Genomic DNA, 20,636 nt, shown 5'->3' with positions numbered 1-20,636 from the left:
GCCCGGGCAAACGTCGGATTATCGGCCCCTCCCGAACCTTTTGTCACCCGGATCGGCACGACTCCCCCGGCCGGTCCGCAACCACGCGAGCGGTACAGCTGGCGCAGGGCGGCACAGACGGCACTGGCCCCCGCCCGGGGGCGAGGGCCAGCACGGCGGTGCGGGGTTCAGTTGGCGATGAGGAGGTGGAACGGCCGGTCCGACGGGGTGCCGGACGAGTTGCGGGTCTGGACGAAGACGGCGTTGGGCGTCAGGGTCCGCGGGGCGACCGAGATCTCGCCACCGGGCGGGACGTTGAGCGGATCGTTGGTGCCGATGGTCGCCGAGAAGGCCTTCAGGTGGACGTCGTAGTCGAGCGTCACCTGGTACTGGCCCCGATACTCGCCGGGGGCGCAGCAGGGGAACCGGAACGAACCGGTGACGTTGCCCGAGTGCTGCAGCAGCACGCCGTCGGACCGTACGCCGGCCCAGGCGACCGTGCCCGGGGCGGGCGGGGCGAGGGTCGCCCGCATCGCCGCCTTGGCCGCGCGGGCCTGGGCGGCGGTGACCGGCGGCTGGGTGCCGGGCTGCCGGGCACCGGGCTGGGCGACCGCGGCCGGGGCCTTCGCCGCGGGCTGGGCGGCCGCGGCGATGCCCCCGCCGGCCAGGGTGAGGGTCAGGACGCCGAGCGCTACCGCCGCCGCCCTACGTCTGAGAAATGTGGCCATGACAGGTCTCCCTTTTGTGACCGTGGTGATACGGCCGACCCGCTTTCCACGGGCCGGTGGTTGACGCACGAGAGCCGGGCGCAGCAAAGAGCAGTTCATCGGGGGAAACCGCTTGTTCGCGCACCGTCTGTGTTGAAACTCAACACCTTGCACCCAGCTTGAGCTGGTCTTACTACGGAGAGTTGTGGCGCCTCAACCGGATGGAAGGTAGCACCGGAAAAAGTGGTCGGTCAATAGCTTGCTGCCGGTGTCGGACAATTTCCATGGGCTCCGGAAATTGTGAAATGTGAAGTCCCGACGATTCACTAAATTGTCGTGGGGGCACCACCGTGGGGCCGCGACCGCTACCGTGGGTGGGTGATCATCGGACTGCTCCGGCGGCCCGTCGACGGTCGGCGCCGGCGGATGGCCACCGCCGCCTGTTGGCTCGCCGTGGCGCCCGCGGCGGCCTGGGCGTTGCTCCGGTTGGCCGGGCTCGAACGGGGGCCGCTGGTGCAGGCGGTGGCCTTCACCCCGTACGTCGCGGTGGGGGCGCTGGCGCCGCTGCTGCTGGCGCTCGCCCTGCGGCGCCGCTGGCCGTCGGTCGTCGCGGCCGTCACGACGCTGGCGCTGATCGGGGTGGTGGCGCCCCGCGCGCTCGCCTCCGGGCAGCCCACGGTCGGCGGTCCCACCCTCCGGCTGCTCACCGCCAACCTGCTCATGGGCCGCGCGGACCCGGCCACCCTGGTCGACCTGGTCCGCACCCGCCGGGTGGACGTGCTGACCGTGCAGGAGTTCACCCCGCTCGCGGCCGCCGAGCTGGACCGGCTGGGGCTGGCCGAGCTGCTGCCCTACCGGCAGCTCCACCCGGAGGCGGGCGCCACCGGCTCCGGGCTGTACAGCCGGTTCCCCCTCACCGACGTGGGGACTCGCCGCAACCAGGGCTTCTTCTTCGCCCAGGCGTACGGCAGCCTCACGGTGCCGGGCGCACCGCCGCTGCGGGTCGAGTCGGCGCACCCGGCTGCCCCGTACGCCGTCGCGGTGGTCCCGGACTGGCGGACCGACCTGCGGGCGCAGCCACCGGCCACCCCGGACGGCCGGCTGAGCATCCTGGCCGGCGACTTCAACGCCACCCTCGACCACGCCCCACTGCGCGCCCTGCTGGCCACCGGGTACGCCGACGCCGCCGACCGGGCGGGCGCCGGGTTGGCCGGCACCTGGGGGCCGTACGACGGCGACCGGATCCCTCCGGTCACCATCGACCACGTCCTGGTCGACCGGCGCATCGCCGTCCGGTCGGTCACCGTGCACCGGCTGCCCGGCAGCGACCACCGCGCCGTCCTCGCCGAGCTCCGGCTGCCCGGCGGCTGAGCGGCGTCACACCCGGGCGCGGTCCAGCCCGTAGGTGAGGGCGTCGACCAGGGCGTGCCAGGACGCCTCGACCACGTTGGGGTGCACGCCGACGGTGGTCCAGTCGCGCCCGGCCCCGGCGGTCTCCACCAGCACCCGGGTCACCGCGCCGGTGCCGTGGCTGCCCTCCAGGATGCGGACCTTGTAGTCGGCCAGCTCGAACTCGCGCAGCTCCGGATAGTGCCGGGCCAGTCCGACGCGCAACGCCTCGTCCAGGGCGTTGACCGGGCCGTTGCCCTCGGCGGTGGCGATCACCCGCTCGCCGCGTACCCGGATCTTGACGGTGGCCTCGGAGACCACCGCACCGTCCTCCCGGTGCTCGACCAGCACCCGGTACGACTCGAGGGCGAACGGTCGGGGCACGGCCCGGTCCGGCAGCTCGGAGCGGACCAGCAGCTCGAACGAGGCGTCGGCGGCCTCGAACGACCACCCGCCCGCCTCCAGCTCCTTGACCCGGTTGGTGACCTTCGACAGGGCCTCCGGATGGCCGGCCAGGTCCAGACCGAGCTCGCGGCTCTTGAGCTCGATGCTGGCCCGGCCGGCCATCTCGGTCACCAGGATCCGCATGTCGTTGCCCACCACCGACGGGTCCACGTGGTTGTAGAGCAACGGGTCGACCTTGATCGCGCTCGCGTGCAGCCCCGCCTTGTGGGCGAAGGCGGCGGCCCCGACGTACGCCTGGTGGGTGTCGGGGGCGATGTTGGCGATCTCGGCGATGGCGTGCGAGACCCGCACCATCTGTGCCAGGCAGCCGTCCGGGAGGACGGGCAGCCCGAGCTTGAGCTGGAGGTTGGCGACGACCGCGAAGAGGTCGGCGTTGCCGGGACGCTCGCCGTACCCGTTGGCGGTGCCCTGGAAGTGCCGCACCCCGGCCTCGACTGCGGCGATGGTGTTGGCCACCGCGCAGGCGGTGTCGTTCTGGCAGTGGATGCCGAGCAGCTCCGGGGCGACCCCGGTGCGCGCGGTGAGGTCGGCGATGGCGGCCGTGATCTGGGACGGGAGCATCCCGCCGTTGGTGTCGCAGAGCACGAACCGCTCCGCGCCGGCGGCGAGGGCCGCCTCCACCACCGCGGCGGTGTACGCGGGGTCGTGCCGGTAGCCGTCGAAGAAGTGCTCCCCGTCGACGAAGACCCGGCGCCCCTCGGCCACCAGGTGGGTGACCGTGTCGTGGATCATCGCCAGGTTCTCCTTGGCGGTGGTGCGCAGCGCCCGCTCGACGTGCCGCAGGTCGGCCTTGGCGACCAGGGCGACCGCCGGGGTCTGCGCGTCGAGCAGGCCGCGCACCTGCGGGTCGGCGTCGACGGCCACGCCGGCCTTGCGGGTGGCGCCGAAGGCAACCAGGATCGCGTGCCGCAGTTCCAGCTCGGTGCGGGCCCGGCGGAAGAACTCGGTGTCCTTCGGCACCGCGCCCGGCCAGCCGCCCTCGATGAAGCCGACGCCGAGGTCGTCGAGCAGGCGGGCCACCGCGAGCTTGTCGACCACCGAGTAGCTGAGCCCCTCGCGCTGGGCGCCGTCGCGCAGCGTCGTGTCGTACACCTGGAAGGTCATGGAAGTCCTCTTCTCGAACCACGGCGGGGAGCAACAAAAAGACCCCCCGCGGGATGCGGGAGGTCTGCGCGCTCGGCGAGAGGGAAGCCGGCGCGCTAGCTGCCAATAATCTGGACGGAGCTGGTCACGATCGGTACTTTGCCACCCCGGACCCGGTTTTGGGAGGCACAATCCACATGTCGGGACGGTGACGCAGGGTGGCCATATCTGATCGGCGCCCGGACCCGGGCGGAACCCGCCGCTGGTGATCGACTTCACAAGTCAGCCGGCCGCCACCAGGCGAAAACTTCGCTGCGGCAGTATCTGGAACCGATCCAGTTACCGGCCTCGTGCCGCTGACATGCCGCTGCCAAGGAGGACCCGTGCTCACTGTCGGTGACCGCTTCCCTGAGTACGAACTCACCGCCTGCGTGTCGCTCGACGCCGACAAGGCGTTCGAGACGATCAACCACAAGTCCCACGAGGGCAAGTGGCGGGTGGTCTTCTTCTGGCCGAAGGACTTCACCTTCATCTGCCCGACGGAGATCGCCGAGTTCGGCCGCCTCAACGGCGAGTTCGCCGACCGGGACGCCCAGGTGCTCGGTGTCTCGGTGGACAACGAGTTCGTCCACTACGCCTGGCGCAAGGACCACCCGGACCTGCGCGAGCTGCCCTTCCCGATGCTCAGCGACATCAAGCGCGAGCTGACCGCCGCGTGCGGCGTGCTCGGCGAGGACGGCGTCGCCCAGCGGGCCACCTTCATCGTCGACCCGGACAACGAGATCCAGTTCGCCATGGTGACCGCCGGCTCGGTCGGCCGGAACGTCTCCGAGGTGCTGCGGGTGCTCGACGCGCTGCAGACCGACGAGCTGTGCCCGTGCAACTGGAACAAGGGCGGGGCCACCCTCGACGCCAACGCGCTGCTCGCCGGCGCCGGGGCCTGACATGGGTCTGGACGCGATCAAGGCGGCCCTGCCCGAGTACGCCAAGGACATCAAGCTCAACCTCGGCTCGACCATCGCCACCTCGACGCTCAAGCCCGAGCAGGCCTGGGGTACCGCCCTGGCCTGCGCGGTCGCCGCGCGCAACCCGACGGTGCTGAAGGAGATCGCCGCCGAGGCGGCCGGCCACCTCACCCCGGAGGCGGTCGAGGCGGCCAAGGGCGCCGCCACGATCATGGCGATGAACAACGTCTTCTACCGGGCCAAGCACCTGATCGGCGACGAGCAGTACGCCTCGATGCCGGCCCGGCTGCGGATGCAGATCATCGCCCGGCCGGGCGTGGAGAAGGCCGACTTCGAGCTCTGGTGCCTCGCCGTCTCGGCGATCACCGGCTGCGGGGTCTGCCTGGAGTCGCACGAGAAGACCCTGCGCGGCGCCGGGTTCAGCCGGGACCAGGTGCACGAGGGACTGCGGATCGCCAGCGTCGTGCACGCCGCCGCGGTCGCCCTCGATGCCGAGGCCGCACTGAGCTGAATCAGGATTGGTGTGTAGGGATCACGCGGCGGGGTAGGAAACCACCTGACAGGGCAACATCCCCCGAGAAAGTCGAGAAGAGGAGTGAAAGCCATGGAACGGCTCGACCCTCGAACGACCCACGGGACGCCGGACCCGCTCACCCACGGTGGCGAGGGCGCCTTCGCGGGCGGCGCGCCCGCGGGACGCTTCGATCCGTGGAGCTACCGGGACGAGGCCGGCGTAACCGGAGTCGACCTGGTCGGCTACAGGGTGGAGGCGAGCGACGGCGGCATCGGCAAGGTGGACCGGGCCAGCCACGAGGTGAATTCAAGCTACCTCGTGGTCGACACCGGGCCGTGGATCTTCGGTAAGAAGGTCATGATCCCTGCCGGAACCGTCAACCACGTCGACCACGACGAGCGGAAGGTCTACGTCGACCGGAGCAAGGACCAGATCAAGGCCGCGCCCGAGTTCGACGAGACCACCGTCGCGGATCCGGTGTACCGGGACAAGCTCGGCGGGTACTACGACGACACGTACTCGTCGATCCCGCCGGGTACCGCCCGGTAACGGAGAAACCTGCGCCAACGGCCGGTGGGACATCGTCCCACCGGCCGTTACCGTGTCAGGGTGGACGCCACCGAGACCAACCGGAGCCCGTTCCCCGCCCTCTTCAACTTCCGCGACGTCGGCGGGAACGCCGGCCACGACGGGCGTACCGTCCGTCGCGGCCGGCTCTACCGTTCCGACTCCCTGCACCGCATCGACGAGGCTGACCGGGAGGCGTTCACCGCCCTCGGCATCCGCACCGTCATCGACCTGCGCCGTCCGACCGAAGTGGAGCGGGACGGTCGGGTGCCCGCGTACGCCGGGCTCACCTACCGGCACATCCACCCCGAACACCGGGACTGGGCCGAGGTCCGGTACGACCCGGCGCAGAGCCTGGCCCGCTACCTCGCCGACCGGTACGCCGACCTGGCGCAGACCGGCACCGCCGGGCTGGCCGAGGCGGTCGGCCTGATCGCCGACAGCAGCAACGCGCCGGTCGTGGTGCACTGCGTCGCCGGCAAGGACCGGACCGGCATCGTCTGCGCGCTCACCCTCGCCGTGCTCGGGGTCGCCGACGCCGACATCGCCGCCGACTACGCGTTGAGCACCGAGGCGTCAGCGCGGTTCAGCGCCTGGGCCGCCGCGATCACCCCGGCGGCCGAGCAACTGCCCCCACCGTTTCTCGCCTCACCGGCGGAGGCGATGACGCTCTTCCTCGCCGAGCTGCGCGAGGGGTACGGCTCGGTGGAGGGCTACCTGCGCCACGCCGGAGTGACCGACGCACAGCTCGCCGCCCTCCGCGACCACCTGCTCGACTGACCGACCCGCGGGGGCGGAGGGACCACGGCGGCGACGCCGGATGGTCCGCGCCGGCCCTGTGGAGCTGATGTCGCAGACGATTCAGCAGGCGGCACCGACGTTGGCCGGCCGCGCGGCGGCGGGTGTCGGGAAGCCGAACGGCCGGCACCGTCGGGGACGGTGCCGGCCGTAGCGGGACGGACGCAAGGCGTACGGGTCAGAGCACCTGCCGCACCCAGCCGTGCCGGTCCTCGGCCCGGCCGCGCTGGATGTCGACCAGTTGCTGCCGCAACGCCATGGTGGACCGGCCGGGCTCGCCACCCCCGACCAGGAACTCGCCATCGGGGAACTTGACCCGGCCGATCGGGGTGATCACCGCTGCGGTGCCGCAGGCGAAGACCTCGCGGAGCCGGCCGCTGGCCGCGTCGGCCTGCCAGTCGGCGAAGCTGATCGGCCGCTCCTCGACCCGGTGCCCGGCCTCGGCGGCCAGCGTGAGGATCGCGTCCCGGGTGATGCCGGGCAGGATGGTGCCGGTCAGCGGCGGGGTGACCAGGGTGTTGTCGTCGTAGACGAAGAAGACGTTCATGCCGCCCAGCTCGTCGACGAAGCGGCGCTCCACCGCGTCCAGGAAGACCACCTGGTCGCAGCCGGCCTCGATCGCCTCGGCCTGCGCGGCGAGGGAGGCGGCGTAGTTGCCGCCGCACTTCGCCGCGCCGGTGCCGCCCGGAGCGGCCCGGGTGTAGTCCGGGGAGACCCAAACCGTGACCGGCTTGACCCCGCCGGCGAAGTACGCCCCGGCCGGCGAGGCGATGACACAGTAGAGGTATTCGTTGGCGGGGCGAACGCCGAGGAAGACCTCACTGGCGAACATGAACGGCCGCAGGTAGAGGCTGGCGTCCGGGCCGTCGGGGATCCAGTCCCGGTCGATCTCGACCAGCCGGTGCAGCGACTCGACGAAGGTCTCCGCCGGCAGCTCGGGCATCGCCAGGCGCTGGGCGGAGGCGATGAACCGGGCGGCGTTCGCCTCCGGCCGGAACATGGTCACCGCTCCGTCCCCGGTGCGGTACGCCTTGAGCCCCTCGAAGATCTCCTGCGCGTAGTGCAGGACGGCGGCGGCCGGATCCATCGGAATCGGCGCGCGCGCCTCGACCCGGGCGTCGTACCAGCCCTTGCCCTCGGCGTACCGGATGGTCACCATGTGGTCGGTGAAGACCCGGCCGAAACCCGGGTTGGCCAGCAGGGCGGCCCGATCCGCGGCGGATACCGGCGCGGGATTCGGACGGATCTCGAAATCGAGCTTGTCACCACCGCTCATCGCGCTGACCTCCCTGCGGGGTTACGACATGCGGGACCGCACGCCGGATCTGGTGCCAGAAACTTACCCCGAACGGTCGTTCAGCGGATAGCTCCGCCCGGCACATCGAGCGCGCCGGATGGCGGGCGCGATCGTGGTCGCTCCGCCACGGACGACGTCGTGGGGTGGGGCCCGGAGCCGGTCTGGCGGCCCGGATCCGGGCCGGCGAATGGCCCGGTCAGGCTACGGCGAACCCGGCCAGCCGGTCGCCGACCTCGGCGGTGCGCAGCGGTACGCCCGGGGTCCGGCCGGCCAGCTCGGCGCCGACCGCGGCGGTGACCCGGGCGGCGGCGTCGGCGTGGCCGAGCTGGTCGAGCAGGAGCGCGGCGGAGAGCACCGCGGCAACCGGGTCGGCCACGCCCTTGCCGGCGATGTCCGGCGCGGACCCGTGCACCGGCTCGAACATCGACGGGCACGCCCCGGTGGGGTTGATGCAGCCGCTGGCCGCCAGCCCGATGCCACCGGTGACGGCGGCGGCGATGTCGGTGAGGATGTCGCCGAAGAGGTTGTCGGTGACCACCACGTCGTACCGCTGCGGCTGGGTGACCAGGAACATCGCGGCCGCATCGACGTGCTGGTACTCCGTGCTGACATCGGGGTGTTCGGCGGCGACCGCCGCGAAGGCGCGGGCCCACAGCGAGCCGGCGTGGGTGAGCACGTTGGTCTTGTGCACCAGGGTGACCTTGCGCCGCTCGCGCCGCCGGGCCCGGGCGAACGCGTCCCGGATGACCCGCTCCACCCCGTGCCGGGTGTTGAGGCTCTCCTCGGTGGCCACCTCGGCCGGGGTGTCCCGGTGCAGCGAGCCGCCGGCGCCCGCGTAGAGGCCCTCGGTGCCCTCGCGGACCACCACCAGGTCGACCTCGCCGGGCTTGACGCTGGCCAGCGGGCCGGACACGCCGGGCCAGAGCCGGGACGGGCGCAGGTTCACGTACTGGTCGAAGGCGAACCGGAGCTTGAGCAGCAGGCCCCGCTCCAGCACCCCCGGCGGGACGGTCGGGTCGCCGACCGCGCCGAGCAGGATGGCGTCGTGCCCGGCCAGCTCGGTCAGCACCGAGTCGGGCAGCACCTCCCCGGTGCGGTGGTAACGGGCGGCGCCGAGGTCGTACTCGGTGGCCTCCACGCCCGGTAGCACGGCATCGATGACCTTGCGGGCCTCCGCGACCACCTCGGGTCCGATCCCGTCCCCGGCCACCACCGCGATCCGTGCCACTGGCGCTCCTCACCTCGTCGTCTCCGTGAACGGTACGTCGCCGTCCCGGCCCCCGGTACGCGCCTTCCAGAATGCGGGAAATCCTGATGCTCAGCAGGCTCCCAGGTGGCATTCATGGTGCGGTCAACTCCACTGCCTATGGTCGGTGGAGCGTCACGGGAGCTGGTGACCGGCTTCGCCGCGGCGCTGCAGCGTCGTCAGCAAAGGAGCAGGTGCGATGCGGATCGACCAGCAGCCTCGGGCCCGATGGCTCGACGAGCAGCCCCGGACCCGGTGGGTCGACCAGAGCGGGTTCCGCAGCCGCCGGCCCGACCTGCGGCTCGGCAGCCGCAGCCACCGGCTCGACCGGGCCGGCGGGGCGGCCGCCGACCGGATCACCGCCCAGCACACCGTCCGCACCTCCACCGCCGAGTACTCGCTCCTGCTCAACGCGCCGGAATGGCTCGGCCGCCGGGCCGTCGGCGAGGCGCTGCGCGACGCGGTGGCCGAGTTGCGCGCCATCGACCTCACGTACGGGCCGATCCGGCCGGACAGCCTGGTCTCCCGGCTCCGCCGCGGCGAGATCAGCCCCGAGTCGTACCCGCCGCTGGCCGACCTGGTGGACCGCTGCGCGGCGATGCGGGCGGCCACCGACGGTTGGTTCGACGCGTGGGCGGTGCCCGGCGGCTTCGACCCGGGCGGCCTGCTCGGCGGCTGGGCGGTGGAGCGCGCGGCGGCCCGGCTGCGCGCCGCCGGCGTGCACGACTACGCCGTGCTCAGCGGCGCCGACCTGGTGGTCCGCGGTCACGCCGCGCACGGCGGCCCGTGGCGCGTGGCGGTGCACCACCCGACCGACGCCCACCGGTCCCCGCTGGTGCTGGAGATGACCGCCGGGGCGGTGGGCACCTCCGGGGTCAGCGGTCGCCGGGGCCACGTGGTGGATCCGCACACCGGCGCGCCGGCCGATCAGCTGGTTGCCGCCACCGTCGTCGGCCCGGACCTCGCCGTGGCGGACGGTTACGCCACCGCGCTCTACGCCGCCGGCCCGGCCGGGCTGGCCTGGTTCCGCAACGGCTCGGACTACCGGGCGCTGTTCGCCCACCGCCGCCGCTGACCGGCCCCGCCCGGCCGTGCTCGCCTCGCGGCCGCGCGAGGTGTGGAGGTGGGGCGGATCGGCGCCGGGATCGCCTGCCGCGCCGCGATCGGCCCCCACGGTCTCGGCAACGACCGTGGGGGCCGGTCAGCGACGAGTGCGCGTGGCTCGCGCAATCGAGGGGTGCGGACCGGTGGGCCGGACGTCCGACCACGCCACCCGAAGACGGGCCGACGCCGCGACTCCGCCAGCGACCGCACCGGTACGCTAGCGAATCGACGCAACTCGACGCAAGAGCCTCCACAGCGGACCGTCACCGCCCCCGGATCGGCAATCCGCCACTGGCCTGCCGCGGGGCAGGGGTGACGGCGCGGACGCGGGATGGCACGCTGTCCGCCGTGAGTTTCGATCTGAGCGTGTGGGCCCTTGCGGACGGGGCCACGCCCGCCGAGGTGCGGGCAGCGGTACAGCGGTGCCGCGAGGGGCGGCACGCCGACCGCCACCCCGACCCCAGAGTGGTCCGCTTCTACCGGGCGATCACCGCCGCGTATCCCGACCGCCACGCCGGGCCGGGCAGCCCCTGGGAGGTCACCCCGCTGCACGCGGCGTCCGACCACGTGGAGCTGAACCTCTTCCCGACCTGCGAGGACCAGGTACTGCTCGACATCGAGCGGCTGGCCGGCGAGCACGGCCTGATGCTCTTCGACGCCCAGGACGGCTCGGTCTACCCGCCCCCGGCCCGCGTCACCCCCTGAGCCGCGGGCACGGCACGACGAGGGGCCCGGCCATGCCGGCCGGGCCCCCGATGTGTCGCGGGTGGACTACTCGTCGCGCAGGTCGGCGGCGCTGGCCGCGACCGCCCCGATCGAGTCGGCCGCCGAGCTGAGCAGATCCGCCCCGAGGGCCTGGTCGACGGTGAGCGTCATCAGCGTCTCGCCGCCGGCCTCCCGGCGGGCCACCTGCATCGCGGCGATGTTGACCCCGGCCTCGCCGAGCAGGGTGCCGACGGTGCCGACCACGCCCGGCCGGTCGACGTAGCGCAGGAAGACCAGGATGCCCTCCGCGCCGATCTCCACGTCGAAGCCGTCCACCTCGGTCAGCTTGATGATGTCCCGGGTGCCGGTGCTGGTCACCGTGCCGGAGACGCTCACCGTCCGGCCGTCCGGCAGCGCGCCGCGTACGGTCACCAGGTTGGCGTGGTCGACCGTCTCGGCCTGGGTCGTCAGGGTCACCTCGACGCCCCGCTCCGCCGCCAGGTGCGGCGCGTTGACGTAGGTGACCTGCTCCTCCACCACCGAGCTGAACAGGCCCTTGGTGGCGGCGAGCTTGAGCACCGAGACGTCGTGGTTGACGATCTCGCCGCGTACCTCCACCGTCACGCTGGCGGCGACCCCGCCGGCCACCGCGGTGAAGGCCCGGCCCAGCTTCTCGGCCAGCGGCAGCAACGGGCGGACGTCCTCGGCGACCACGCCGCCGGCCTGCACGTTCACCGCGTCCGGCACGAACTCGCCCTGCAACGCCAGCTTGACGCTCTTGGCGACGGCCAGGCCGGCCTTGTCCTGCGCCTCATGGGTGGAGGCGCCCAGGTGCGGGGTGGCCACCACGTTGTCGAAGGCGAACAGCGGCGAGGAGGTGCAGGGCTCCTTGGCGTACACGTCGACGCCGGCGCCGGCGACCCGGCCCTCGGCGATCGCGTCGGCCAGGGCCTGCTCGTCCACCAGACCGCCGCGGGCGGCGTTGACGATCCGCACGCCCGGCTTGACGATCGACAGCTCCTTCTCGCCGATCAGGCCCACCGTCTCCGGGGTCTTCGGCAGGTGGATGGAGATGAAGTCGGCCTCCCGCAGCAGCTCCTCCAGCCCGACCAGGCGGACGCCGAGCTGGGCGGCGCGGGCCGGCTGGATGTAGGGGTCGTACGCGATCAGCCGGGTGCCGAAGGCGGCGATCCGCTGCGCGAAGAGCACGCCGATGCGGCCGAGACCGACCACGCCGACGGTCTTGCCCTGGAGCTCGACGCCGGTGTACTTGGACCGCTTCCACTCCCCCGCCTTGAGCGCGGCGCTGGCCGCGGCGGTGTTGCGGGCGACGGCGAGCAGCAGCGCGACGGCCTGCTCGGCGGCGGAGACGATGTTGGAGGTGGGGGCGTTGACGACCATGACGCCCCGCGCGGTGGCGGCCGGCACCTCGACGTTGTCCAGCCCGACGCCGGCCCGGGCGACCACCTTCAGGCGCGGCGCGGCGGCGATCGCCTCGGCGTCGATCTGGGTGGCGCTGCGCACGATCACCGCGTCGGCCTCGGCGAGCGCGGAGAGCAGGGCCGCGCGGTCGGTGCCGTCGACGTGGCGTACGTCGAAGTCGTGCGCGAGCACCTCGATGGCGGCGGGAGCGAGTTCTTCGGCGATCAGTACGACAGGATTCATTGGTCCTCGTAGACGTCGTATGCGGTCGGCCTGGGGCGTCGGGACGCCGCGCTGCGCCCTGCGCTGATCCGTGCCATGGCCGTCAGGTGCCGGCTACGCACCTAACAGGGATGGTAGGTGGCCCACCCGCCGGCGTGTCCCGGACCGTGGGGTGAGTGCCCTCACAACGGCTTTTCGCACGTCGGACCTCCCCCGTTCACCCGGTTCAGGAGTTGCAGGCGCTCCGGTACAACGAAGACCAGCGTCCGCACGGGGAGGGAGCGTCGGGTGTCACTCGCCGTCCGCATCGCGCTGCTACGCCCACTCGCCCGGCACGACCCCCTCCGGTACGGCCCACGGCTGGCCGAGGCGTTGGTCACCCGGTCCCATCAGGTGAGCGGACTGCCCGGCTCGACCGCGCGGCGCACGGCGTCGGCGGAGGAAGCGGTGGCCCTCTACCGCCGGCTTGAGCGGGACCAGCCGGGCCGACACCTCGCCGGGCTCGCCCGGGCCCTGGTTGCGCAGGCTACCGTCCCCGATGGCCACACCGTAGCCTCCGCGATGGCGCAGGGACGCGAGGCGATCGGCTACGTCCAGGACGCCGGCGACCGGGAGGCGCTGCTCGTCCTCGCGGAGGCCCGAAGGCTCGTGGCAACGTCGCTGCACGCCACCGGCGCAGTACGCGAGGCCCTGCGGCTGGCGCTCAGCGCCCAGGCCACCTGGCGGAGGTGCGCACCGGTCCGAGCCGCGGAGCGGATGGGACTGGCCCGGACGCTGATCGCGATCGGGGACTGCCAGGGAGCGCTCGGCCGGCCGGAGGAGGCACTGGCCGCCCACCAGGCGGCGATGAACCTCTACCGAGAACTTTCCATGCACAAGCAGTCCCGCTGGAGGCTTACCGGTCAGGTTGCGGCGGCCGGGCTGGCGGAGAGCCTGACCGCAGTGGGTCGTTGGGAGGACGCGCTCGCCCTCGCCGAGGAGTTCCGCGGCGACCTCGAAACCTGGTTCTGGCTGCGCCTTCAGTCGCTGCAGGCCCGGTCGATGCTCGGCCGGCTACTGCGCACCGTGGCGTACTGCCGGGAGGCGCTCGGCGAGCCGGACGCGGCCCTCCGGGCGGCGGAAGAGGCGGTCGATCACCAGCGCTGGCTGGTCGAGAATGGTTTGGCCGGTAGCCGAAGCGATCTGGCCGCCGCGCTGCGCACGTACGGCGGGCTGCTGCTGCGGTCCGGCGAGCCGGAGGCCGGGGCCGACCGCGTCGCTGAGGCGGTCGAAACCGCCCGGGGCGCCAGTGACGCGGAGCTGGCCTGGGCCCTGATCGCACTCGCCGTCGCCCGGATGTCGGCCGGCCAGTGGGACGAGGTCGAGCCGCTGCTGGACGAACTCGTCCCGGTCTGCCGGCGGCGGGCCGACGAACTGCCTGAGGTGTTCCAGCCGCTGCTGGTACGCGGGCTGGCCATGGTCGTGGCGATGACCGCGTTCGACCTGCCCGCCGTGGACGGGCGGCCCGCCGCCCCCCTGCTGGACCGCGTGGCGGGGCTGGACGGCGTGACCGCCGGGCGGGAGGCGGTAGCGCTGGCCCGGCAGCTGGCCGAAGCGGATCCCCGGCACCGCGAGCTGCTGGGGCACGCGCTGTTCGGGCTGGAGCGGGCCGTCAACCGGACGGGCGACGTACGGGAGGCAGCCGAGCTGCTGCGCGAGTGCGTGGCCCTCCGCCGCGAGCTGTTCGCGGAGGACCCGGCGGCACACCGGTCGGACCTGGCTCAGGCGCTGGGGAACCTGGGTAACCGGCTGCACGCCCTGGGCCGGCTGGCCGAGGCGCTGCCTGCGCACGAGGAGAGCGTCGCGCTTATCCGGGCGGCGGACTCCGGCCTGCCGCCCGCGGAGGCCGTGGCGCCGCTGCGCAACCTGGCCCGCACCCTCGCGGCGCTGGGCCGCCCCGAGGAGGCGGAGCGGATCGCCGCCAAGGCGGAGACCCCGGCGGAAACGTGACGGCAGCCCGGGCCCGACGCCGGGGAGAGGGTCGGGCCGCGGGCCGCCTCGGAGCAACCTGATCGAGGTCAGGCGGTCTCGGTGATGGGTCGGTCGACCCAGCTCATCATGGCGCGCAGCTTCTGGCCGGTCTCCTCGATCGGGTGCGCCGCGCCCTCGGCCCGCCACTTGGCGAAGTTCGGCCGGCCGGCCTCGTCCTCGGCCACCCACTCGCGGGCGAACTCACCGGACTGGATCTCGCCGAGGATCTTGCGCATCTCGTCCTTGACCCGGGAGTCGATGACCCGCGGGCCGCGGGAGAGGTCGCCGTACTCGGCGGTGTCGGAGACGCTGTAGCGCATCCGGGCGATGCCGCCTTCGTACATCAGGTCGACGATCAGCTTCAGCTCGTGCAGGCACTCGAAGTAGGCCACCTCGGGGGCGTAGCCGGCCTCGGTGAGCACCTCGAAGCCGGTCTGCACCAGCGCCGCCGCACCACCGCAGAGCACCGCCTGCTCGCCGAAGAGGTCGGTCTCCGTCTCCTCGGTGAAGGTGGTCCGGATGGCGCCGGCCCGGGTGCCGCCGATCGCCTTGCAGTACGACAGGGCCAGCGCGAACGCGCTGCCGCTGGCGTCCTGCTCGACGGCGACCAGGCAGGGCACGCCCTTGCCGTCGACGTACTGGCGGCGGACCAGGTGGCCGGGGCCCTTCGGGGCGACCATCGCCACGTCCACGTCGGCCGGCGGCTTGATCAGGTCGTACCGGATGTTGAAGCCGTGGCCGAAGAGGAGCGCCTTGCCCGGGGCCAGGTTCGGGGCGATCGCGTCGGCGTAGAGCCCGCGCTGCGCGGTGTCCGGCGCCAGGATCATGATGACGTCGGCCTCGGCCGCCGCCTCGGCCGGCGTCAGCACCCGCAGGCCCTGCTCCTCGGCCTTCGGCCGGCTCTTCGAGCCGGTGGGCAGGCCGATCACCACGTCGACGCCCGAGTCGCGCAGCGACAGCGCGTGCGCGTGGCCCTGGCTGCCGTACCCGATCACGGCGACCTTGCGGCCCTGGATCAGGCCCAGGTCGGCGTCGTCGTCGTAGAACACCTCAACGCTCATTGACTTCCCTTTCATACGGCGGTCCGGACGGCCGTCGTGGACTTGTGCGGTGGTTTCAGGCGGCGCGCAGCGCGGGGCCGGCGGTGATGGAGCGCGAGCCGCGCCCGATCGCCACCGTGCCGGACTGGACCATCTCCTTGATGCCGAACGGCTCCAGGTCGCGCAGCAGCGCGTCGAGCTTGTCGGGGGTGCCGGTGGCCTCGATGGTCAGCGTGTCCGGCGCGACGTCGACCACCCGGGCGCGGAACAGGTTGACCGTCTCCAGCACCTGCGCGCGGGCGGTGCGGTCCGCGCGGACCTTGACCAGCAGCAACTCCCGGGCGACCGAGACCTGCGAGTCCAGCTCCACGATCTTGAGTACGTTGACCAGCTTGTTGAGCTGTTTGGTGACCTGCTCCAGCGGGGACGACTCGGCGTTGACCACGATGGTGATCCGGGAGACGTCCGGGTTCTCGGTCTCGCCCACGGCGAGGCTGTCGATGTTGAAGCCGCGCCGGGAGAACAGGCCGGAGACCCGGGCCAGCACACCCGGCTTGTTCTCCACCAGGACGGACAGGGTGTGCAGAGTCATCAGATCTCGTCCTCGTCGAAGGCGGGGCGGACGCCCCGGGCGAACATGATCTCGTCGTTGCCGGTGCCGGCGGCGACCATCGGCCAGACCATGGCGTCCTTGCCGACCACGAAGTCGATGACCACCGGGGCGTCGTTGATCGCCATGGCCGCCTCGATGGTCTTGTCCACGTCGGCGGCGTTCTCGCAGCGCAGCCCGACGCAGCCGAGCGCCTCGGCGAGCTTGACGAAGTCCGGGATGCGGTGCTTGTGGGTGCCCAGCTCGGTGTTGGAGTAGCGCTCGCCGTAGAAGAGGGTCTGCCACTGCCGGACCATGCCCAGGTTGCCGTTGTTGATCACGGCGATCTTGACCGGGATGCCCTCCAGCGCGCAGGTGGCCAGCTCCTGGTTGGTCATCTGGAAGCAGCCGTCGCCGTCCACCGCCCAGACCACCGTGTCCGGCTTGCCGACCTTGGCGCCCATCGCGGCGGGCACCGCGTACCCCATGGTGCCGAGGCCGCCGGAGTTGAGCCAGGTGTACGGCTTCTCGTACGAGATGAACTGGCTGGCCCACATCTGGTGCTGCCCGACGCCGGCCACGAAGATGGTGTCCGGGCCCGCGATCTCGCCCAGCCGCTTGATCACGTACTGCGGGGAGAGGGTGCCGTCGGCCGGCTCCTCGTACCCGAGCGGGTAACGCTTGCGCAGGTCGTCGAGCTGGGTCCACCAGTCACCGAGGTCGATGGCCGGGTGGGCGGACTTCTCCGTGGTGACCGCCGTGATCAGCTCGTCGATCACGTGCCGGGCGTCGCCGACGATCGGCACGTCCGCGTGCCGGTTCTTGCCGATCTCGGCGGGGTCGATGTCGGCGTGCACCACGGTCGCGTCCGGCGCGAACGAGTCCAGCTTGCCGGTGACCCGGTCGTCGAAGCGGGCCCCGAGCGCCACGATCAGGTCGGCCTTCTGCAGGCCGTAGACCGCGGCGACGGTGCCGTGCATGCCCGGCATGCCGAGGTGCTGCGGGTGCGAGTCGGGGAACGCGCCGAGCGCCATCAGCGTGGTGACCACCGGGATGCCGGTCAGCTCCGCCAGCCGGCGCAGCCCCTCGGTGGCACCGGCCTTGAGCACGCCGCCACCGACGTAGAGCACTGGGCGGCGGGCGCCGGTCATCAGCCGGGCCGCCTCCCGGATCTGCTTGCCGTGCGGGTGCAGGGTCGGCCGGTAGCCGGGCAGGTCCAGCGTCGGCGGCCAGGCGAAGGTGGTCGGCGCCTGGAGGACGTCCTTGGGGATGTCCACCAGCACCGGGCCGGGGCGGCCGGTCGAGGCCAGGTGGAACGCCTCGGCCAGCACCTGCGGGATCTCCTCGGCGGTCTGCACCAGGAAGTTGTGCTTGGTGATCGGCAGGGTGATGCCCTGGATGTCCGCCTCCTGGAAGGCGTCCGTGCCGATCGACGGCCGCGCGACCTGGCCGGTGATCGCCACCAGCGCCACCGAGTCCATGTACGCGTCCGCGATCGGCGTGACCAGGTTGGTCGCGCCCGGTCCGGAGGTGGCGATGCAGACGCCGACCTTGCCGGTGGCCTGGGCGTAGCCGGTGGCGGCGTGGCCGGCGCCCTGCTCGTGCCGGACCAGGATGTGCCGGACGGTGGAGTCGTAGAGCGGGTCGTACGCCGGCAGGATCGCGCCGCCCGGGATGCCGAAGACCACGTCGACGCCGAGCGCCTCGAGCGACCGCACCAGCGATCCGGCGCCGGAGACCTGCGCCGGGGCGGGCTGCCGTACCGCCGGCGCGGCGGGGGCGGCCCCGTTACGGGGGGCGGGGGCGTGCTCGGCGTCGGCCGCCGGCTCGGTGGCCGGGCGGGCGCGTCGGACGGAGTGGGCGAGGGTCTCTGGCGTGGGTCTCGTCATGGCGGTTCAGGCCTTCGGCTGGAGTGGGTGAGGCTGTTTCACAGAGTGCAACGCGGGCGGGGCCCGCCCCGATGGGTCCGACGGCAATAAAAACGGCCCACGTGCAGGATGCACGGGGCCAGCGCACTCTCGGTGAGGGAGAGTGCGCTCAGGTAAGTACTCGCAGCGACCGGTTCGACGACATGCGGCTAAGCCTGACGCATCTCACGCGATGAGTCAACTGATCCCACATTTTGGTTCACGGACGTGGGCGTGTCGTACCCGGACGTGGCCTCGACGGCCCTTCCCACCTGCGGGAAACCCTCCTGCGGGGCGCGCTGCCCGGGCACCTGCGGCGTCGGCGCCGGCGGGTTCGACCGCAGGCGCGGCAGCAGTGGCGACGGGGTCCGGCGGACCGGGGCGGCCGGTGGTGCCGGCGGTGCCGAGGCGGGCCGTGCTCCCGGGGAGGTGGCTGCCTCCAGCATCGCCTCCAGGTGCTCGGCCGGCACCCCCCAGCCGAACAGCGCCCCCTGCCCGAACCGGCAGCCGGCCGCGACCACCGCGGCCAGCTCGGTCGGGTTGGTGACGCCCTCGGCGATCACCTCCAGGCCGAGCTGGTGACCGAGGCGCATGACGATGTCGACCATCGGCGCGAACGCCGGCCCGTCCCGGCCGACCGGACGCACCGGCTCGTGCTCGGCGACCAGGCTGTGGTCGATCTTGAGGATGTCGATCGGCAGCCGGCGCAGCTGCCCCAGCGAGGAGTAGCCCGCACCGAAGTCGTCCAGCGCGATCCGGACCCCGGTGAGGCGCAGCGCGGTCAGCCGGCGGATCAGCTCGTCCAGGTCGGTGGCCACGGCGTGCTCGGTCACCTCCAGCACCAGCCGCTGCGGCGGCACGTGGTGGGCGCGCAGCGCGTCGGCGACCTGGACGACGTACTCCGGGGCGTGCAGCTCGCGGGGCGAGACGTTCACCGAGACCCAGACGTCGTGCCCGTCGGCCAGCCAGCGGGAGAGCTGGTAGCAGGCCTGGTGCAGCACCCAGGCGCCCAGCTTGGCGATCATCCCGCACTCCTCGGCGAGGGGGATGAACTCGTCCGGCCGGACGTTGCCCAGCTCCGGGTGGTGCCAGCGGAGCAGCGCCTCGGCGCCGACCGGGCGCACCGAGGGCAGCGAGGCCACCGGCTGGAACGCCAGCCGCAGCTCGTCGCGCTCGATGGCCCCGCGCAGCTCGTGCTCGAGCATGGTGCGCCGGCGCAGCAGCTGGTCGTACGCGGCGTCGTACCGCTCGATCCGGTTCTTGCCGCGCTGCTTGGCGTAGCGCAGGGCCAGGTCGGCGTTGCGCAGCAGCAGCTCCACATCGGGCTCGCCACAGTTCCCGGCCACCCCGATGCTGACCGAGAGGAAGACCGGCCCCTCCGGCTGCTCGTACGGGCGGCCCAGCACCCCGAGCAGCCGCTCGGCGACCCGGTCGGCGTCGGTCGAACCGTGCATCAGCACCGCGAACTCGTCGCCGCCGAGCCGGGCCGCCAGGTCACCCGGGCGCAGGTTGCCGCGCAGCCGCCGGCCCACCTCGGCGAGCACCACGTCGCCGACGTCGTGGCCGCGCATGTCGTTGACGTTCTTGAAGCCGTCCAGGTCGAGGCCGAGCAGCACGCACGGGACGCCGGCCTCCACGCAGCGGTGCATCGCCCGCAGCAGCCCCCGGCGGTTGGCCAGGCCGGTCAGCGGGTCGGTGTGCGCCAGCTCGCGGAAGTGCGCCTCCCGCTCGGCCAGCCGGCCGGCGTAGCCGCGTACGTCGTGCAGGGCGAGGTACTGCCGGGCCACCAGCGCGAAGCCCTCCACGCTCCCGGCGACGATGCCGAACGCGTCGAACCGGCCGCCCTGGAGGACGTGGTACATCGCCGAGGCCGCCATGGCGAACATCGGCACGAAGGCGTACTCGCCGTCCCGGCGGATCAGGTCGACGTCTACCTGGCCGGGCGGGTCGACCCGGTGCACGGCGAGGGCGGTGGCCAGCAGGCCGGCGGCCTGCACCGCCGCGCCGGTCAGCGCCATTTCCGGCCCGGCCTGGCAGAGCCCGGCGGCGAGGCCGAGCCCGCCGCAGCTCACCGCGGTGACGCCCGCGCCCAGGAGAGCGAGCCGGCGCCGGGGCGCGGCGGCCCGCAGCACCATGATCATGGTCAGCCCGGCGGTGAACGCGGCGGTCACCGTGGCCAGCACGATCGGCAGGCAGGCCGCCGGCGTGGCCGCACCGAGCAAGCGGGTCGGTTCGGCGTAGGCCACCCAGCCGACGAACCACAGGGCGCTCGCCATGATCAGGCCGTCGAGGAGCAGCCGGGCGGTGGCGGGACCGGCCGCGGCGGTGCCGGGCAGCCGGAGCAGGGCGCCGCCGAGGGCGAGCCCGCACAGCGCCGTACCGACCGAGATCAGGGTCGCGAAGCCGGTGCGCTGTCCCTGCTGGTGGGCCCAGTGCTCGCCGGCAGCGAACGTGGCGGTGACCCCGACGAGGAGGGTGATCAGCGCGAGGCCGGCCGCGGCCGCGAGCAGCGCGTGAGCCGGGCGGTGCGGCCCGGCCCGGCGGCGCGCCGAGGCGGTCAGCAGCGCGGTGGCGCCGGCGGCGACGAGCCCGCTCAGCACCGCGGCGGCGACCATGCCCGGGGGGAA

At 73.0% G+C, this 20,636-nt stretch carries 17 protein-coding genes; 8 read left to right on the top strand and 9 right to left on the bottom strand.

Annotated features, from left to right (window positions below; all coding sequences use genetic code 11):
* Nucleotides 1-167 precede the first annotated feature (167 nt).
* The gene (locus tag I8N68_RS19055) at nucleotides 168-707 is read right to left on the bottom strand and encodes a hypothetical protein (protein WP_200211719.1); all 540 of its coding nucleotides are present in this window, start codon (nucleotides 705-707) and stop codon (nucleotides 168-170) included.
* Between the two features lie 405 nt (nucleotides 708-1,112).
* Here I8N68_RS19055 and I8N68_RS19050 point away from each other — a divergent pair, with 405 nt between their 5' ends.
* Complete coding sequence (locus I8N68_RS19050; RefSeq protein ID WP_200211981.1) at nucleotides 1,113-2,057, top strand: endonuclease/exonuclease/phosphatase family protein; 945 nt, start codon at nucleotides 1,113-1,115, stop codon at nucleotides 2,055-2,057.
* Between the two features lie 6 nt (nucleotides 2,058-2,063).
* Here I8N68_RS19050 and cimA read toward each other — a convergent pair whose 3' ends face one another.
* Nucleotides 2,064-3,644, bottom strand: a complete 1,581-nt coding sequence (gene cimA / locus I8N68_RS19045) for a citramalate synthase (RefSeq protein WP_200211718.1) — start codon at nucleotides 3,642-3,644, stop codon at nucleotides 2,064-2,066.
* Between the two features lie 362 nt (nucleotides 3,645-4,006).
* Here cimA and I8N68_RS19040 point away from each other — a divergent pair, with 362 nt between their 5' ends.
* From I8N68_RS19040 to I8N68_RS19025, 4 genes are all read left to right on the top strand, one after another.
* Complete coding sequence (locus I8N68_RS19040; protein ID WP_200211716.1) at nucleotides 4,007-4,567, top strand: peroxiredoxin; 561 nt, start codon at nucleotides 4,007-4,009, stop codon at nucleotides 4,565-4,567.
* Between the two features lies 1 nt (nucleotide 4,568).
* On the top strand, nucleotides 4,569-5,099 hold the full coding sequence (gene ahpD / locus I8N68_RS19035) for an alkylhydroperoxidase, AhpD family (RefSeq protein WP_200211714.1): 531 nt from the start codon (nucleotides 4,569-4,571) through the stop codon (nucleotides 5,097-5,099).
* Between the two features lie 93 nt (nucleotides 5,100-5,192).
* Nucleotides 5,193-5,651, top strand: a complete 459-nt coding sequence (locus I8N68_RS19030) for a PRC-barrel domain-containing protein (protein ID WP_200211706.1) — start codon at nucleotides 5,193-5,195, stop codon at nucleotides 5,649-5,651.
* A 24-nt stretch (nucleotides 5,652-5,675) separates the two neighbouring features.
* On the top strand, nucleotides 5,676-6,449 hold the full coding sequence (locus tag I8N68_RS19025) for a tyrosine-protein phosphatase (protein ID WP_200211705.1): 774 nt from the start codon (nucleotides 5,676-5,678) through the stop codon (nucleotides 6,447-6,449).
* 196 nt (nucleotides 6,450-6,645) lie between these two features.
* Here I8N68_RS19025 and I8N68_RS19020 read toward each other — a convergent pair whose 3' ends face one another.
* Together I8N68_RS19020 and I8N68_RS19015 are read right to left on the bottom strand one after the other, a co-directional pair.
* Complete coding sequence (locus I8N68_RS19020) at nucleotides 6,646-7,743, bottom strand: branched-chain amino acid aminotransferase (RefSeq protein ID WP_200211704.1); 1,098 nt, start codon at nucleotides 7,741-7,743, stop codon at nucleotides 6,646-6,648.
* 217 nt (nucleotides 7,744-7,960) lie between these two features.
* Nucleotides 7,961-8,992, bottom strand: coding sequence for a 3-isopropylmalate dehydrogenase (locus I8N68_RS19015; RefSeq protein ID WP_200211703.1), 1,032 nt, complete (start codon nucleotides 8,990-8,992; stop codon nucleotides 7,961-7,963).
* Nucleotides 8,993-9,209: 217 nt separating this feature from the next.
* On the opposite strand from I8N68_RS19015, the gene I8N68_RS19010 reads away from it, so the two are divergent.
* Both I8N68_RS19010 and I8N68_RS19005 read left to right on the top strand, forming a co-directional pair.
* Entirely contained in the window at nucleotides 9,210-10,085 is an 876-nt protein-coding gene (locus I8N68_RS19010) for an FAD:protein FMN transferase (RefSeq protein WP_200211696.1), read from the top strand.
* A 377-nt stretch (nucleotides 10,086-10,462) separates the two neighbouring features.
* A complete protein-coding gene (locus I8N68_RS19005) occupies nucleotides 10,463-10,819 on the top strand; it encodes a hypothetical protein (protein ID WP_200211692.1) in 357 nt (118 codons plus the stop codon).
* A 66-nt stretch (nucleotides 10,820-10,885) separates the two neighbouring features.
* Here the strand turns inward: I8N68_RS19005 and serA are convergent, their stop codons facing one another.
* Nucleotides 10,886-12,484, bottom strand: coding sequence for a phosphoglycerate dehydrogenase (gene serA, locus I8N68_RS19000; protein WP_200211690.1), 1,599 nt, complete (start codon nucleotides 12,482-12,484; stop codon nucleotides 10,886-10,888).
* A 267-nt stretch (nucleotides 12,485-12,751) separates the two neighbouring features.
* Between serA and I8N68_RS33955 the strand changes: the two genes are divergently transcribed.
* Complete coding sequence (locus I8N68_RS33955; RefSeq protein WP_200211684.1) at nucleotides 12,752-14,452, top strand: tetratricopeptide repeat protein; 1,701 nt, start codon at nucleotides 12,752-12,754, stop codon at nucleotides 14,450-14,452.
* Nucleotides 14,453-14,520: 68 nt separating this feature from the next.
* On the opposite strand, the gene ilvC is transcribed toward I8N68_RS33955, so the two are convergent.
* From ilvC to I8N68_RS18975, 4 genes are all read right to left on the bottom strand, one after another.
* Entirely contained in the window at nucleotides 14,521-15,534 is a 1,014-nt protein-coding gene (gene ilvC, locus I8N68_RS18990; protein ID WP_200211682.1) for a ketol-acid reductoisomerase, read from the bottom strand.
* Nucleotides 15,535-15,589: 55 nt separating this feature from the next.
* Nucleotides 15,590-16,105 (bottom strand): acetolactate synthase small subunit, encoded by a 516-nt coding sequence (ilvN, locus tag I8N68_RS18985; protein WP_200211679.1) that lies wholly within the window; start codon nucleotides 16,103-16,105, stop codon nucleotides 15,590-15,592.
* Complete coding sequence (locus I8N68_RS18980; protein WP_200211668.1) at nucleotides 16,105-17,991, bottom strand: acetolactate synthase large subunit; 1,887 nt, start codon at nucleotides 17,989-17,991, stop codon at nucleotides 16,105-16,107. The genes ilvN and I8N68_RS18980 overlap by 1 nt, the downstream gene beginning before the upstream one ends.
* A gap of 188 nt (nucleotides 17,992-18,179) precedes the next feature.
* Entirely contained in the window at nucleotides 18,180-20,624 is a 2,445-nt protein-coding gene (locus I8N68_RS18975) for a putative bifunctional diguanylate cyclase/phosphodiesterase (protein ID WP_234040134.1), read from the bottom strand.
* Nucleotides 20,625-20,636 lie beyond the last annotated feature (12 nt).

Origin of the sequence: Micromonospora coerulea, assembly GCF_016598485.1 — a bacterium.
In the GTDB taxonomy this organism is placed as follows: Bacteria; Actinomycetota; Actinomycetes; order Mycobacteriales; family Micromonosporaceae; genus Micromonospora; species Micromonospora coerulea.
The sequence above is the reverse complement of the archived record's forward strand: the minus strand, read 5'-3'. Positions and strand labels throughout refer to the sequence as shown.

Coding starts and splice junctions, on each gene's coding strand:
- I8N68_RS18980 (WP_200211668.1), bottom strand. CDS start 17,991: ATGACGAGACCCACGCCAGAGACCCTCGCCCACTCCGTCCGACGCGCC.
- ahpD (WP_200211714.1), top strand. CDS start 4,569: ATGGGTCTGGACGCGATCAAGGCGGCCCTGCCCGAGTACGCCAAGGAC.
- I8N68_RS19030 (WP_200211706.1), top strand. CDS start 5,193: ATGGAACGGCTCGACCCTCGAACGACCCACGGGACGCCGGACCCGCTC.
- I8N68_RS19050 (WP_200211981.1), top strand. CDS start 1,113: ATGGCCACCGCCGCCTGTTGGCTCGCCGTGGCGCCCGCGGCGGCCTGG.
- I8N68_RS19055 (WP_200211719.1), bottom strand. CDS start 707: ATGGCCACATTTCTCAGACGTAGGGCGGCGGCGGTAGCGCTCGGCGTC.
- serA (WP_200211690.1), bottom strand. CDS start 12,484: ATGAATCCTGTCGTACTGATCGCCGAAGAACTCGCTCCCGCCGCCATC.
- I8N68_RS19010 (WP_200211696.1), top strand. CDS start 9,210: ATGCGGATCGACCAGCAGCCTCGGGCCCGATGGCTCGACGAGCAGCCC.
- ilvN (WP_200211679.1), bottom strand. CDS start 16,105: ATGACTCTGCACACCCTGTCCGTCCTGGTGGAGAACAAGCCGGGTGTG.
- ilvC (WP_200211682.1), bottom strand. CDS start 15,534: ATGAGCGTTGAGGTGTTCTACGACGACGACGCCGACCTGGGCCTGATC.
- cimA (WP_200211718.1), bottom strand. CDS start 3,644: ATGACCTTCCAGGTGTACGACACGACGCTGCGCGACGGCGCCCAGCGC.
- I8N68_RS19020 (WP_200211704.1), bottom strand. CDS start 7,743: ATGAGCGGTGGTGACAAGCTCGATTTCGAGATCCGTCCGAATCCCGCG.
- I8N68_RS18975 (WP_234040134.1), bottom strand. CDS start 20,624: ATGGTCGCCGCCGCGGTGCTGAGCGGGCTCGTCGCCGCCGGCGCCACC.